Source organism: Mucilaginibacter sp. P4_G9, assembly GCF_056400985.1.
This window is the reverse complement of record NZ_JBFUKF010000096.1, coordinates 1-15,762: the sequence shown is the minus strand read 5'-3', so window position 1 is coordinate 15,762 and position 15,762 is coordinate 1. Positions and strand designations below refer to the sequence as shown.

Here is a 15,762-nt window from a genome sequence, read left to right as displayed (position 1 = left end):
GCCATCGGCGATATTTATGTCAATTTCATAAGCCATCTCATTATTTACAACCTTAAGGGTTGAATCAAGTACCATAGTAATGCCGTTATTTTGATAATCCAGTTCGGGGAAAGGTTTACTTTTTTCTTTTACCAATTTTTTGGCTACATCATCTAAAGGAACATCACGGTTTACCTGCTTTACGCTTATGTTATTATCATTAACCAAAATATGACTAAGCACCAGGTTACTGTATGATGGTACGGTGATTTGTTGAAAAAACATTCCCGGTGTGCGATACCTGGTAACCATTTGCACCTCTGAACCCTGTACACTTGCCGTTGATGATATTTGCAGGTCCTTTATATTTTTCAGTTTATCAGCACCGCCAATTGCATCAAGATAGTTTTTTATAACACTGGCCGCCGTTACTCCTTTTGGTACAGGTAAACCGCTAAATGAATTATTTTCGGTATTTACATCGGGCAGCTTATGATCAGGATCAATGGTTGCAACAATTATCTTCGAAGTTGATTTATAAGGGAATGTCCATACTYCGCCGCGTTGCCATATTTCGGCAGGCAGCTTTACAATACCTGTTTTACCGTTTTCTTCTTTTATACTGATGGTAACCGGCAAGGCCATTTCTTCCAGGTTCTCAATGGTGATAAATGCTCCTTTAGAGGCATCCCCATCAGGATAATTAATTGCGCCTATGCCCTGGTCAAGCTTCCAGGTGGTAAAAAACCACTCGTTCCAAAACCAGCTCAGGTCTTCGCCTGCGGCATTATCCATGGTATGGAAAAAATCCCATGGTGTTGGGTGCTTAAAGGCCCAGCGTTTAATATAGGTGCGGAAAGCATAATCAAATCGCTGTTCGCCCAGGATCTGTTCGCGCAAAATGGTTAAACCCAAAGCCGGTTTTTCAYAGGCCGCCACACCTAAAAAATTCTCCTGTAAAACATCGGGGATATTCATAATGGGTTCTGCATCGGCGCTAAACAAACCAGAAGCTGCTTTTTGCTGATCTGTTGCCTCATAATATTCACCTTTATTAAAAACACGGGTATCCACGTTATTTAAAAAGGTATTAAAACCTTCGTCCATCCAGGCATATTTACGCTCATTTGAGCCTACTATCATCGGGAACCAGTTGTGCCCAAACTCGTGGTTGGTAACTTCCCATAAGCTACCGGTTTTATTCTCCGATCCGCAGAAAACAATTCCAGGGTATTCCATACCCCCAACAGTACCGGCAACGTTAGTCGCTACGGGATAGGTATACTCAAACCATTGGTTTGAATATAATTCAATGGCCGCCTTTACATATTCTGTTGAACGGCTCCAGGCATTGCTCCCTTTTGCCTCTGCAGGGTATACAGATTGCGCCAACGCCTTTTTACCGCCGGGCAGATTAATACGGGCTGCGTCCCATATAAATGCTTTTGAAGCTGCCCAGGCTATATCACGGGCGTTTTTGCAGGCAAAATGCCAGGTTACCAGTGGCTTTTTAGCATGATCATTACCACGCAAAATATCAGCCTCATCCCTAATCATTACCGTTTTATCGCTGTTGCGGGCAGCAGCAAGCCGGGCAATGGTTGATGGCGAATAAACCTCCGACGGATTAAGCAACTCGCCCGATCCCGTTATTATTAAACCGGCCGGCGCGGTAATGGTATAATCAAAATTGCCATACTCCAGGTAAAACTCGCCTGCGCCAAGGTATGGTAAGGTATTCCAGCCGCTTACATCATCGTAAACCTCCATGCGCGGGTACCATTGCGCCAACTGGTATATCCAACCGTTTTTGGTTTGCAGGCGGCCCATACGGTCGGTACCATATTGTGGAATCTCAAAACCATATTCTATTTTTATCTGCAACTTGCCGCCGGTCGCTTTAAGTGAGTCTTTGAGTTTAATTTGCAGGCGCGTATCTGTCACCAGGTAATCGGCTTTTTCGGTTTTGCCGTTTTTGATAATATAGATAGCCTTTATTTCATCGCCCCGGGTGTAGCTTTTGTTAGCAAAGCGGCCACCGTTAAGACCGCTCGCAGCTTCTGCCCTTGAATCCTCCCGGTAAATATTTTGATCGTCCTGCAGCCATAAAAATGTCAATGCATCCGGACTGTTATTTGTATAGGTAATAACAGCAGTACCATCAATACGGTGCTTTGCAGTATCTAACGTAACATTGAGTTTATAATCGGCCCGGTTTTGCCAGTATTTTGAACCGGGTGCGCCACCGGCGTTCCTGAATTCGTTACCCTTGTCGGGATAAAATAAAGGGCTAAACACTTTATGCTGATCGTACTTTACACCCTGCTGATCGCCGTTTTGCGCATAGCCTAATACCGCATAAGTACACAAAAGCACAAATAGGATTGCTTTATTAAATTTCATAGGGGGTTTTATTTATAGTGAAGGGCAAGTTATAAAAATATTTTCAAGTGCTTTTAACGTAATAGAGGAGTTACATAGTATAAAAAGCCTCACATAAATCCTCACTTTTGGAGTGGAGTTATGATTTGCAAGATCTAACAGTTATAAAACCCTCTCCTTTGGAGAGAGTTGGGTGAGGCTATCTTTAGAAAGGATTTAGGAGAGGCAAAAATCAATGTACAAACCATTACCTATTTTTTATATTTTTGCGGATGATTGCGGGCAAACTTTATTTCAGCCCAACATTGCATCCCGACTAAATGGATATATCAGTTGTAGTACCGCTTTATGACGAAATAGAATCATTGCCCGAGCTTACCTCATGGATAAGCCGTGTGATGGATGATAACCGTTTTACTTACGAGATCATATTGATTGATGACGGCAGTAAGGATGGTTCCTGGGAAATGATCAGGAAGTTAAGTTTCAACAATCCCTTTATAAAAGGGATAAAATTCAGGCGTAATTATGGCAAGTCGGCTGCTTTAAATAAGGGTTTTGAGGCCACCAGGGGCAATGTAGTAATCACAATGGATGCCGACCTGCAGGACAGCCCCGACGAGATCCCAGAGCTTTATCGCCGTATTGTTGAAGAAAAATACGACCTTGTATCGGGCTGGAAAGCTAAACGTTACGATCCGCTAAGCAAAACTATACCAACCCGGTTGTTTAACGCTGCCACCCGTAAAATGAGCGGAATTGATAACCTGCATGATTTTAACTGCGGTTTAAAAGCTTATCGCAGTGTGGTTGTTAAAAATATTGAAGTGTATGGCGAAATGCATCGTTATATACCGGTATTGGCCAAGTGGGCAGGTTTCACCAAAATTGGCGAGCAGGTGGTTGAACACCGGGCCCGCAAATATGGCAAGACAAAATTTGGCATGAGCCGCTTTGTTAACGGTTTCCTTGATCTGCTTTCCATATTTTTTGTAGGCAAGTTTGGCAAGCGCCCAATGCACTTTTTTGGCACCATGGGAACACTAAGCTTTTTTACCGGGCTTGTGATAGCTATTTGGATGATAAGTGATAAACTTTACCTGATAGCTCATGGCGAAAAGTATAGGGATGTAACCGACAGCCCAATGTTTTACATAGCGCTTGTAGCCATCATTTTAGGCTCCCAACTATTTTTAACCGGCTTTGTTGCCGAACTGGTTTCCCGTAATTCAAGYGAACGTAACCATTACCAGGTAGAAGAGACGATTTGATGTGCAAATAAGCAGATTTCAGATGTGCAGATGAAAACCGCAAATGCGCAGATGAATCGGACCGGGAAATGAAAATATTCTTCATCGACGCAAAACTTATCAAAATTTAACATCAAAAAATCATAAAATCTGCGGCTTCATCTGCACATTTGCACATCTGAAATCTGCACATCTAAAATAAAGGCATGTTTTTTTCCATCATCATTCCATTATATAACCGCCCGCAGGAGATTAAAGAACTGCTGGATACCCTTGTACTGCAAACGTACCGGAATTTTGAGGTTTTGGTGATAGAAGATGGCTCTGTTAACGATGCCGAAATTATTGTAAACAGCTTTGCCGATAAACTTGATGTTCGCTACTTTAAAAAAGCCAACGAGGGCCAGGGCTTTACCCGCAACTTTGGTTTTGAACGGGCCAAAGGCGATTACTTTGTTATATTCGATTCGGATTGTTTAATCCCGGCTGATTACCTGCAGATAGTGAACAATGCTTTAGCCTCAAATTATTTAGATGCTTACGGTGGCCCGGATGGGGCGCATGCTTCATTTACACCAACGCAAAAAGCCATCAGCTACTCCATGACCTCCCCTTTTACTACGGGCGGCATACGCGGTAATAAAAATGGCATCGGCCAGTTTCACCCGCGCAGCTTTAATATGGGGGTATCAAGGCAGGTATGGGAAAAGGCGGGCGGTTTTATCATAACACGCCTTGGCGAGGATATTGAGTACAGTATCCGCATCCATTCTATGGGGTTCAGGATCGGGTTGATACCGGATGCTATTGTTTTCCATAAAAGGCGGACCAATTTTATCCAGTTTTTTAAACAACTGCATTTTTTTGGAAGAGCGCGAATCAATATTTATAAATTTTTCCCAAGGGAACTAAAGGCTGTACATTTTTTTCCGGCAGCTTTTACGCTTTTCATTATTTTTACGTTAATTTTTAACCTGCTTGGCTGGCAAATAGCCGGGTTGGGTAACTTTATACTGGCCGTTATTATTTTGTTAATATTTTTTCACGCTTGGTGGAAAAACAAATCAGCAAAAATTGCATTTTTGAGCATTATTGCGGCCTTCACTCAACTTACAGCCTACGGGATAGGATTTATGCAGGATTTTTGGAAGCGGGTAATTTTAAACAGATCATAACCACCTATGTACCACACTTTTTCTGTTGCGGAAACCATTAAAACTGCATGGAATGTATTAAAGAAAAATTTTGCCCTTTTGGTAGTATACTCGGTTATTTCGCTGTTTATTAATGAGGGTGTAGATTTTATTAAAGCATTTATCCTGCTCGAAAATGATTTTTTAACCAAATTCATTTTCATATTTGTTCAACTTATAATACAATGCTATATAGGTTTAAGCTTTTATAAGCTGATACTAACCCTAATGGATAGGGAATACTATGAATTTGAGTTTAAAGACATCCTGCCTTCACTTAGGATGACCTTCAACTTTGTGATCATTGGTTTATTAACAGCCTTGCTGGTTGCGGTATTATTTTTCTTTTATTTATTGGCCGAGCGTACTTTGGGCTTCGAAAGCATCTTTCAAACCATTGAACTGCTTTTGATCCTTTACATCAGCCTGCGGAGCATCTTTTGTATTTGTTTTATTGTGGATGATGACTCTTCACCCATAGAATCCCTTAGGCAAAGCTTTGAAATAACTAAAGATAATTTTTTTAAAACGCTTGGCATATTTGCTATCATAATGGGCATATTGATTTTAGCGCTGATCCCGGTTTTCCTTATTATTAATCTTACCGGCTTAGATGAAAAAGGAGGGTTTATTTTCAGGCTGGCATTTTATTGCTGGTTCATTCTTACTTTTCCTTTTATACAGGTAATAATTATGGTTACTTACCGTAAATTAGTTTACAGCCACCTGGATGTAGATGACGACATTGCCGAAACCAATTAAACAATGGGTTTAAAATCTGTATTGAGTAAAGTATTTGCGGCCCTGGTAAACAGAGAGCTTAACCACATACGTAAAAACGCGCCCGCCCTGCAGCAAAAAACATTCAGCAACCTGGTATTCCAGGCAAAAGATACCGCTTTTGGTAAAGCGCACAATTTCTCGCAGATCAACAACTACGAAGATTTTAAGAGAAACGTACTTGTTCACGATTATGAGGACCTGCGCCCGTACATAGATCGGGTTGTAAACGGCGAAGAAAACGTATTATGGCCGGGTAAACCGGCCTATCTTGCCAAAACATCGGGCACTACATCGGGTGTTAAATACATCCCGATATCAAGAGAAAGTATGCCACAGCATATCAAGGCTGCCCGCAATGCCCTGCTCAGCTACATTCACGAAACCGGCAATGCCCATTTTGTGGATGGTAAAATGATATTTTTACAAGGGAGCCCTGTACTGGCAGAAAAAAACGGCGTTTCAATCGGCAGGCTTTCGGGTATTGTAGCTCATCATGTACCGGCCTACCTGCAAAAAAACCGCTTACCAGCTTATGATACCAATTGTATTGAGGACTGGGAGCAAAAAGTTGATGCCATTGTTGAAGAAACCTTTAACCAGGATATGCGCCTTATATCGGGCATACCACCCTGGTGCCAGATGTATTTTGACCGGCTTTCGGCAAAAGCCGGGGGCAAAAAGGTGAAAGAGATCTTTCCCAATTTTAAACTTTACGTTCATGGCGGGGTAAACTACGAGCCGTACAGAGCCCGGATGGAAGAAAGCATCGGTTTTAAAATCGATTCCATCGAAACTTATCCTGCATCGGAAGGCTTCATTGCTTTCCAGGATTCGCAGAAAGAAAAAGGATTGCTGTTATTGGTCGATTCGGGCATATTTTATGAGTTCATTCCATCCGAAGAATATTTTAATGAATACCCCACCCGTATCAACATTAAAGATGTTGAACTGGAAAAAAACTACGCCCTTATCATGAACACAAGTGCAGGTTTATGGGGTTAYAGTTTGGGCGATACTATTAAATTCATTTCTAAAAACCCGTATAAGATCATCGTAACCGGCCGCATCAAACATTATATCTCTGCATTTGGCGAGCATGTGATTGGTGAAGAGGTTGAGCATGCCTTAATGAGCGTAGCTAAACAAGAAGGTGTTGATGTAATTGAGTTCACGGTTGCGCCACAGGTCAATCCGCCTGCAGGGCAGCTCCCCTATCACGAGTGGTTTGTGGAGTTTGGTACGCCACCTTCCAATCTTCAGGCATTTGCCATAAAAGTAGATAAAGCCCTGCAAAAGAAAAATATTTACTATTTTGACCTGATTGAAGGTAACATTTTACAACCTTTGATCATCCAAAGCCTGCAAAAAGACGCGTTCATTAATTACATGCGCTCCGAAGGTAAACTTGGGGGACAGAATAAAGTGCCACGGCTATCAAATGACAGGAAGATAGCTGATGGATTAAAAGAGTATATTAGCAAATAAAAAATACCACCCGTCAGTGCGAAGTACGAAGCAAAGACGATTTTAAATATTAAAGCTTCATTGAGTAATCAGATAAAAAACATTGCCATACTTGGCTCAACAGGCAGTATAGGTACGCAAACCCTCCAGGTTATAAAGGGTAACAGTAACCTGTTCAGGGCTTTTTTACTTACAGCACATTCCAATGCCGATCTGCTCATTAGCCAGGCCATTGAATTTGAGCCTGAGTATGCTATAATATGCGATCAAGGTAAATACCTGCAGGTAAAAGAAGCATTGGCCCACCAGCCAACAAAGGTGCTTGCAGGGCACCAGGCTATTATTGATACGGTTACCCATCCGGAGATTGCCATAGTGCTTACCGCTATGGTTGGCTTTGCGGGGTTGGAGCCTACTATTGCCGCCATTAAATCGGGCAAGGATATTGCCCTGGCCAATAAAGAAACCCTGGTTGTAGCCGGCGAAATTGTAACAGCCCTTGCCAAACAACATGGTGTAAAAATCCTTCCTGTTGATTCAGAACATTCGGCTATATTTCAATGCCTTGCCGGTGAAGAAGCTAATCCTATCGAAAAGTTGATCATCACCGCTTCAGGAGGACCATTCCGTGGTCGTGGGGTTGATTTTTTGGCTAATGTAACCCGCGAGGACGCGCTTAAACATCCCAACTGGGTAATGGGCGCCAAGATCACTATAGATTCGGCATCGCTTATGAATAAGGGCCTCGAAGTAATAGAAGCCAAATGGCTTTTTGATATAGATGCCGACCAGATAGAGGTTATTGTTCATCCGCAGTCAGTCATCCACTCGATGGTGCAGTTCAAAGACGGCTCAATCAAAGCACAAATGGGATTGCCTGATATGAAGTTGCCTATTCAATACGCGCTCACTTATCCCGACCGGATCCAAAACGATTTTAAACGCTTTAGCTTTACCGATTATCCTAATCTTACTTTTGAAAAACCAGACCGGGAAACTTTTCGTAATCTTAATTTAGCGTTCCAGGCCTTAAAACAAGGTGGAAACATGCCTTGTATTATTAATGCAGCCAATGAAATCGCCGTAGCTGGTTTCCTGAATAACAGCATAGGTTTTTTGGCCATGAGCAACCTTATTGAGGAATGCATGCAGCATATAAAGCATATAGCGCAGCCAACCTTAACCGACTATTTGAATACTGACGAAGAAACACGCATCTTTGCGCAAAATTTTATACAAAAATTGCCGTTAAAGGCAATACACTATTAAATAGATAAATATAAATTAATGAGTATAGTGATAATGGTGGGCCAGCTTGTACTGGGCCTTTCAATTTTAATAATCCTGCACGAGCTGGGTCATTTTTTAGCGGCACGTGCCTTTGGGATTAAAGTAGAGAAGTTTTACCTGTTTTTTGATGCATGGAACATAAGCCTGTTTAAATTTACATATAAAGGTGTTGAATACGGTATTGGCTGGCTGCCTTTGGGTGGTTATGTTAAAATTGCCGGTATGATAGATGAATCAATGGATACCGACCAACTGGCCGGTCCGCCGCAACCCTGGGAGTTCCGTTCAAAACCGGCCTGGCAGCGCTTAATTGTAATGCTTGGCGGCGTTACGGTAAATATCATCCTTGGGATTTTGATATTCTGGATCCTGACCATGCGTTTTGGGGAAAGCTATATTCCAAACTCAAGCGCTAAATATGGTATTGTACCGGGTGTAATTGGTAAAAAGATAGGGTTATTACCCGGTGACAAAATAACCGCTGTTAACGGAAAAACCGTTGAACGTTTTGACGACCTTACCAGCCCGAAAGTTTTGCTTGAAAACACGGTTTTCACTGTTCAGCGCGGCACCGAAACAAAAAGCATTACAGTACCGCGTACTATATTGAATGACCTTAGCGATCAAGGGATTGAGGAATTTATAAGCCGTATGCCCCGTACTAAATTCTCGGTTGATTCTGTATACGGCAATGCTAAAAAAGCAGGCTTACAAAAAGGCGATAGCATAGTATCCCTAAACAGCCAGCCTACTGCCTTTTTCGACGAAATACAAAACCAGCTTTCGGTTAACAAAGGCAAACTGGTTGAACTGKGCGTTAAACGCAATAATGCTATTTTGCCTTTAAAAGTGCAGGTAACCCCCGAGGGAACCATAGGCTTCGCCCGGTCTAAAAAGGATTTCCCAGAGATCAGGACCATTAAATATGGCTTTTTTGCTTCGTTGCCGATAGGCGCATCAAGAGCCATAAGCACCTTTACGGATAATGCCAAAGGTTTAGGTAAAATATTTAAAGGCGATGTAAAATTTAACAAAGCAGTAAGCGGTCCGGTTGCAATAGCCAACCTATTCGGCAGCACTATTGATTGGGTCCATTTTTGGAGCCTTGTAGGCTTTTTATCAATGGTATTGGCCTTAATGAACCTGTTGCCAATCCCGGCGCTGGATGGTGGCCATGCCGTATTTCTCATCGTGGAGATGATAAAGGGTAAGCCGTTAAGCGATAAGTTCCTGGAGCGCGCCCAGATAGTAGGTTTTGTTATACTGGTTACGCTGATGGTATTTGTTTTTGGCAATGATATTGTGAAACAGGTAATGAAGAAGTAAAAGCTTCTTACTACATATTAAACAGCCCGGAGATTATCTTTCGGGCTGTTTTGTTTGCATCTATTTCCTCAACATAGTTACCTGGAGTTTAAAATCCTTTCGCACCATTAATTGACTGTTTTTTATATTTTTTGTATCTTTGTATACAAACAAAATCGCGGCTTCCCCGGAGAATAATTTCCAGCTTTCTTTTTTAAAAAGAGAGCTTACATATCAGGAAATAACGACACAAAAACCTTACTATCAAATAGTTAATTAAAAAACAAGAGATTACAAAGGTTATTCAAAAGTGCATGAACAAGTATTGGTATGGTGATGTAAAGGTGTCCGTAAGGTATGTTAAAGGTGTATCAACGGTGGGGTATTTTCAAGGCACTGTATATAAAAATCATTGATATAAAAAAGGCCCTATCTTATCAGAAAGGGCCCGAAATATTATTTGATCAATTTATATTAAACAGCTGGATCTACCGGTTGTGGATCATCATAACCGGCTACATCAAATGGCGAACGTTCTTTTTTAAATATAGCCGCACCAATAAGGGCTATAACAGCACCTATAATTGCAGAACCGAAAACAGCCCCTACAGCGCCAAAAACCGCGAAATATTTGCGGGTTATATTCATGGCCGAATCTATCTGATCCTGCGACATTCCTTTCGCTTCCAGTTGGGCCTGCGTAGAGGAAATCATTTTTTCAACCATTTCGGGGCTTAATATTGCATAGTACACGTAAGTAAATATGGCCGATAATATGCCTGTGAAAACCGCATATAAAAAGCCCGATAAGAAACCTTCACCAAAGGTCATATAGCCTCCAAGATTGTCACGATACTCCTTTTGTGTTAAAAACAAGAAAGCTATAAAAGGCAAAAAATTAAGGTATTTAACAGAAGAATTAGGATCGACATTAAGAAACTGAAAGGCGTAGGTAATTATTATTGATGTTACCAGGCTGATTAATGCCCATTTTATTGCGGGTTGTGACGGACTTGCTTTTTTTACTGTCATGATTTTAGGTTTTTTATTTAACTAAATTAACCAATATTTCATAAATCAGCTATATCACCGGATGTTTATTTTATGCAGCGTTTTTGGATAAAGCTGTTTTACTTCACTTTTATGAATAAAAACAGGCCCTTTCTTTTCAGAAGAGGCCTGCTATATGAGGTATACAACCTTATAATGGGCTTATCAAGCGATGGATTGTGTTTGCTTCTCATTCTTAAAAAAAGCAGCGAAGACGATTGATAAAACAAATAAAAATATAATGCTAATCGCTAATGCCTGAATTTGCTGACCTACGGTGATACTTTTTTCACCCTCAAATGCCTTTTGCATCTCAGCTATTTTTGCATCTGCTTCTTTTTTACTTTCCGGGTTACTTGTTTTTAATTTATTAAGTGCATTGAGCATCGCAGCTTCCGTTTTATGAGCCATATTAGGTTCAATTATTTTTGCAAACACCTGGTCTTTTACTATATATACGATTAAGTACGATGCAAAAAACATAATAAAAATCCCGGTGGTGGCTTGTCTTAAACTCCAAAAACCACCTATCTTTTTCCTAAGCGCATTGCAAAATAAAATTGATATACCAATTGGCAGGATATATGTAAACAACACCGAGCCAATAGTTATAGTAACAGCCGATTTTGCAATCAAAATCATAAAGTAAAAAAAAAGGACGCTCAGTACAGATAATATGCCACCTAATAACAAACCCTTGATAAGTCCTTGTTTCTTTATCTTTCTATCAATCTCTTCATTCATATTATTACAATCAATTAATGGGTTTAAAGCCTATTGAAAATTAACCAATATCTCTAAAACAGCCATGTCAAAATCTTTTTCCAAAGCGTTTTCGGCTATTACCGCCTTTGCTTCAGGCGATGGATCGGTGTTCTGGAAAAAGCACATCATTGGGTAAAACAGTTCAACAAGTTCAGAGTCTTCCGGCAAGCTATTAGCTACATTCGCTATTTCTTCAACCGGGCTTTCCATCAGAATCTGGTTGGCAATAACAGGTTCGTAAATACGGTATTCATCCTGGAATTCGTCCTCATCAACCAATAAAAACTCTTTAAGGTAGTCTTCAAGTTCTGGTTCAATATCTTCGTCTTCGCATTCGTTAAGGTACAATAGCAGGTTCAGCAGCTCGGTGCCACGATCAAGCGTTTGTTCTTCAATGTCTTCCCACTCAGGGGTATCCAGGTAGTCCTCTTCCAGTTTCTTTACATCGGCACTGAAGAAATTGATCAGCAGCAAATCAAAAAACACCTCGCGAAGTACCTCAATCTGGGGATTATTGTCAAACACTTCGTCCAAAGCATCTACTTTGGTTAAAAAATCTTCGTCTGATGCGAAAACATCACCGAAATCAGCGTTTAGTCCTGTAGCATCAAAGCTATTATATTTAGAAAATGCCTCTAAGGCAGCCTGGTAGGCCGTTTCTATTTTGGGATCGATCATAGTTTTCTATTTAAGTATTTGTTGATTGTTATAGGTTAACAGCACTTTGCCCTTTAAGTTCTGCCCCACAAAGGGAGAATTTATCGACTTAGACAGGTTGTTTTTGCTGTTATACTCCCATGTAGCATTTATATCAAAAAGCACAACGTTGGCTTTTTCTCCTTCGGCAATTACGGGCACCTCCACCCCCAAAATTTCCCTGGGGTTGATGGAAAGTTTCTCAACCAATAACTCCACCGGCAACCCTGATAGCAGGGCTAACGCTAATGTTGTCTGAAAGCCTATTATACCATACTCGGCTACCTCAAACTCCACATCCTTAAACTCAATTTCATGTGGGGTATGCTGCGATACAATGGCATCAATTGTGCCATCCTTTAAGCCCTTTATAAGCGCTTTAACATCATCTTTGGTACGCAGCGGGGGTTTTACCTTATATTGAGTATCAAAGCCCAGCAAGGCTTCATCTGTGAGTACAAGATGATGAGCAGCCACATCGCAGGTAACTTCCAGGCCCTTACGTTTAGCCTCGCGAATAAGCTCAACAGAGCGGGCGGTTGATATGGTGCTGAAATGTATTTTTGATACCGTGTATTCGGCCAGGTAAAGATCGCGGGCTATCATCAGTTCCTCGGCAAGCGAAGGGATTCCTTTCATACCCAGCAGCGTGCTGATCTCACCTTCGTTCACCTTTGCCTTACCTGCTATAGCGGTATCTTCGGGGTACGAGAAAACCAGCGCGTCAAATCCCTGGGCATATAACAATGCACGCTCCATAAGGCCGGCATCCTGTACAGGTCGGTTACCATCGGTAAAGGCTTTGGCCCCGCTCAAATACATATCGTACATTTCGGCCAGGTCCTTTCCTTCGCGCTTGTGCGATATGGTTCCTAAAGGATACACATCTACCAGGTTGCCCTTTGCACGGTTAAGCAGGTACTCAATTTCGGCCTTTGAATGTACTGGCGGCACGGTGTTTGGCATCATGGCCACACCGGTAAAACCGCCGGCGGCGGCTGCCCGGGTACCTGTGCGCATATCCTCTTTGGTTTCCAGCCCTAATTCGCCAATGTTGCAGTTAAGATCGAAAAAACCGGGGCATACATATTTACCTTCACCATCTACCAGGTCAGCATCGGCTTCAATATCTTCGGCAATGCGGGAGATAACCCCGTTTTTAATTAAAATATCGGCAACTTGTTGATGAAAGGGTGATCCGGGATCAAGGATAGTGGCAGATTTGATAAGCAAATTCATTAGCACTGCTTTAAGGATTTTTGTTGATTAAACTGGTTGCTTTGCAGCCTGCATATCGGGTTTAAAGTACCTGATAAGCAAAATTTCGGCAGCCAGAAAAATCAATGCCAAAATTATACAAAGTTTCCATAATTGTGTACCTAAATTTGTTTCGGTAACAATACCTTTTAAAGATGCATTACCACCTGTAATTAAGGCGGTTGTTTTAGGCATAAATTCTTTTAAAGCAGATGACGTAAGATAGCTCATGTCAGATTCGCTCCGGTTATCGTTAAAGGCCAGCGCAGCCAGCGTACTATCCTGCTTTTTTAAAGTATAAATTCCGGGTTGATGCAACTGGTCTGATACATAAAGCAGCGTGCTTCCCTCCTGCTGCCGCACGTCCGGGATGCTGGTTTGTTCGTCTTTGTTTAACTTAAGCAACTGCTTTTCGCTAATCTGTACAGGTGGTATTTCCAAAGCTTCATCCTGCCCCAGGGTGTAAAACAGCGGCAGATCATGCCCGCTTAATAAAGCAATCCTGAACAATACAGGCACAAAAAGAGCATGCCGGGGCAGGTTGCTAAAATCCTCGTGAAGTGGCACCGCGGATACATAAACTTTACCTCGTCCGCTGGCGTAACCAGCCCAAAAAGGCAGACCGGCGGCTAAAGTCATCAGGTTATCGGAAGTGCCGCGTGAAGTACTTAACTGATAATATTTTTTAACCGCGGGCAGGTCGGGGTTTGCGGGAAAGCTTTCGAAAACGTTTTTAAATACCGGGCTTTGGCGGTTAAGGCCGGATACCTTGCTTGCTTCGGTTATTAGTTTTTCGGGATAGGCAGCATTCAAAACTTGCAGAAACAAACGATAATTTGCCAGATCGATATCAACCGGGGGGAAAATAACCAGTGTGCCTCCTTTGGATACATAGGTTTTTAATTGCTGCGCCAGTCCCGAAGATATGGCTTTAATATCGCTTATGGCAATTAACGGGTAGCTATTTAATGCAGCGTAATCAACATTACCATCGGGTGTGCGTTGGATTTTAAAAAATGGATCGGCCCCGAAAACAGCTTTAAGATATGGGTTGGGTATACCTCCATCTATCAACAAAACCGGCATCTGCTGCGCCACATTAAAGCTGAAATAAAACTTATTATCAAAGGTTACCGGATTATCCTGTAATTGCACCTCACCCTGTTGCCAGCCTGCCTGCAGTCCCATAAATGATAATGTATCGTTTTGTACCGATCGTGCCGCGAGGGTATAACTACCCAATGCTTTTTGCGCACCGTTTATTAATACTTTAAGTGGAATTTTCTCTGCCTTTTCAGCCGCGTAATTGTGCAGGCGAACAACCAGCTTTTCGCTTTCGCCGGGGCGATGTATGGCGCTTAACAGCCAAACAGAATCAACAGCAACATTGGGCAGGTTACCCGCCCTAAGCTGAATTAAACTGATAGCTATGCCACTATCGGTTTCCAAAGGCTTACCGGCCATGTTTTTTTGCAGATCGGATATGAGGTAGACAGATCTGGCTGCGCCTGGTTGTGTCTCTAATAAACCCTGCTGCCTGCTAACGATCTGCTGCAGGGTACGACTTTGAGGGCTGATCTTTACCTGGTCTACCTCGTCATTAAACTCATCACGGCTCAGCAAGCGCTGGTGGCGGCCTTCAAAATCCTGCGTGAGCAATTGGAAACGGTCATTTAAATTGTATGCCGATGCTATTTCTTTGGCCTTTTGTTTGGCATCATCCAGCAACGAACCTTCGCGGTTAAGGGTTTGCATAGAGTATGAGTTATCAACAAAAACACTTACAGCATTCTGCCTTCCCGCGTTAGCAGTATTTTGAGCAGGGATAAAAGGCCGTGCAAAAGCAAAAACAAGGAAAGCCAATGCCAGTAATCTTGATGCAAGAATCAATCTTTCCTTTAAATTTCTGCGGGATGATTGCTGCTCCTGGATCTCCTTTAAAAATTGAACATTGCTGAAATTTACCTTCTGAAACTTACGAAAGTTGAATAAATGGATAAGTACAGGAATGGCTAACGTAAGTAATGCAAATAAAAAAGCCGGATAGATGAAATGCATATGTGCGGATTTCAGATTTCAGATGTGCAAATATGCAGATTTCGGGAGGCAAATGTGCAGATTTCAAATTTCAGATGTGCAAATTATTATAAAGGCTATAAAACAATAGCCTCAAATTTTTAAAAAATGAGGCTATTGTTTTTTTTAACTGGTTAGTATTTGATTACACAAGCGAACATCTGCACATCTGTAATTTGCACATCCGCATATCTACTTCCAACATCTGCACATCTGTAATTTGCACATCCGCATATCTACTTCCAACATCTGCACATCTGTAATTTGTACAT

At 41.8% G+C, this 15,762-nt stretch carries 12 protein-coding genes; 6 read left to right on the top strand and 6 right to left on the bottom strand.

Annotated elements, in window-relative coordinates; translation table 11 throughout:
• The coding region (locus AC1DPZ_RS10865; protein ID WP_477403126.1) for a M1 family metallopeptidase at positions 1-2,382 on the bottom strand (2,382 nt) is incomplete at its 3' end.
• Positions 2,383-2,681: 299 nt separating this feature from the next.
• Here AC1DPZ_RS10865 and AC1DPZ_RS10860 point away from each other — a divergent pair.
• From AC1DPZ_RS10860 to rseP, 6 genes are all read left to right on the top strand, one after another.
• A complete protein-coding gene (locus AC1DPZ_RS10860; RefSeq protein WP_477403124.1) occupies positions 2,682-3,632 on the top strand; it encodes a glycosyltransferase family 2 protein in 951 nt (316 codons plus the stop codon).
• A 185-nt stretch (positions 3,633-3,817) separates the two neighbouring features.
• A complete protein-coding gene (locus tag AC1DPZ_RS10855; protein WP_477403122.1) occupies positions 3,818-4,786 on the top strand; it encodes a glycosyltransferase family 2 protein in 969 nt (322 codons plus the stop codon).
• Positions 4,787-4,792: 6 nt separating this feature from the next.
• The gene (locus AC1DPZ_RS10850) at positions 4,793-5,566 is read left to right on the top strand and encodes a glycerophosphoryl diester phosphodiesterase membrane domain-containing protein (RefSeq protein WP_477403120.1); all 774 of its coding nucleotides are present in this window, start codon (positions 4,793-4,795) and stop codon (positions 5,564-5,566) included.
• Positions 5,567-5,569: 3 nt separating this feature from the next.
• Entirely contained in the window at positions 5,570-7,072 is a 1,503-nt protein-coding gene (locus AC1DPZ_RS10845) for a GH3 auxin-responsive promoter family protein (RefSeq protein WP_477403118.1), read from the top strand.
• A gap of 60 nt (positions 7,073-7,132) precedes the next feature.
• Positions 7,133-8,320 (top strand): 1-deoxy-D-xylulose-5-phosphate reductoisomerase, encoded by a 1,188-nt coding sequence (locus tag AC1DPZ_RS10840; RefSeq protein WP_477403116.1) that lies wholly within the window; start codon positions 7,133-7,135, stop codon positions 8,318-8,320.
• 18 nt (positions 8,321-8,338) lie between these two features.
• Entirely contained in the window at positions 8,339-9,667 is a 1,329-nt protein-coding gene (rseP, locus tag AC1DPZ_RS10835) for an RIP metalloprotease RseP (RefSeq protein ID WP_477403114.1), read from the top strand.
• 453 nt (positions 9,668-10,120) lie between these two features.
• Here the strand turns inward: rseP and AC1DPZ_RS10830 are convergent, their stop codons facing one another.
• From AC1DPZ_RS10830 to AC1DPZ_RS10810, 5 genes are all read right to left on the bottom strand, one after another.
• Positions 10,121-10,678: a DUF4199 domain-containing protein gene (locus AC1DPZ_RS10830; RefSeq protein ID WP_477403112.1), complete on the bottom strand. Its 558-nt coding sequence runs from the start codon at positions 10,676-10,678 to the stop codon at positions 10,121-10,123.
• Between the two features lie 183 nt (positions 10,679-10,861).
• Positions 10,862-11,440: a DUF4199 domain-containing protein gene (locus AC1DPZ_RS10825; protein WP_477403110.1), complete on the bottom strand. Its 579-nt coding sequence runs from the start codon at positions 11,438-11,440 to the stop codon at positions 10,862-10,864.
• Between the two features lie 30 nt (positions 11,441-11,470).
• Positions 11,471-12,139, bottom strand: coding sequence for a hypothetical protein (locus AC1DPZ_RS10820; RefSeq protein WP_477403108.1), 669 nt, complete (start codon positions 12,137-12,139; stop codon positions 11,471-11,473).
• A 6-nt stretch (positions 12,140-12,145) separates the two neighbouring features.
• Positions 12,146-13,396, bottom strand: a complete 1,251-nt coding sequence (locus AC1DPZ_RS10815; protein ID WP_477403106.1) for a dihydroorotase — start codon at positions 13,394-13,396, stop codon at positions 12,146-12,148.
• 27 nt (positions 13,397-13,423) lie between these two features.
• Entirely contained in the window at positions 13,424-15,472 is a 2,049-nt protein-coding gene (locus AC1DPZ_RS10810; RefSeq protein WP_477403104.1) for a BatA domain-containing protein, read from the bottom strand.
• Positions 15,473-15,762 lie beyond the last annotated feature (290 nt).

Coding starts and splice junctions, on each gene's coding strand:
- AC1DPZ_RS10855 (WP_477403122.1), top strand. CDS start 3,818: ATGTTTTTTTCCATCATCATTCCATTATATAACCGCCCGCAGGAGATT.
- AC1DPZ_RS10850 (WP_477403120.1), top strand. CDS start 4,793: ATGTACCACACTTTTTCTGTTGCGGAAACCATTAAAACTGCATGGAAT.
- AC1DPZ_RS10830 (WP_477403112.1), bottom strand. CDS start 10,678: ATGACAGTAAAAAAAGCAAGTCCGTCACAACCCGCAATAAAATGGGCA.
- AC1DPZ_RS10825 (WP_477403110.1), bottom strand. CDS start 11,440: ATGAATGAAGAGATTGATAGAAAGATAAAGAAACAAGGACTTATCAAG.
- AC1DPZ_RS10820 (WP_477403108.1), bottom strand. CDS start 12,139: ATGATCGATCCCAAAATAGAAACGGCCTACCAGGCTGCCTTAGAGGCA.
- AC1DPZ_RS10815 (WP_477403106.1), bottom strand. CDS start 13,396: ATGAATTTGCTTATCAAATCTGCCACTATCCTTGATCCCGGATCACCC.
- AC1DPZ_RS10810 (WP_477403104.1), bottom strand. CDS start 15,472: ATGCATTTCATCTATCCGGCTTTTTTATTTGCATTACTTACGTTAGCC.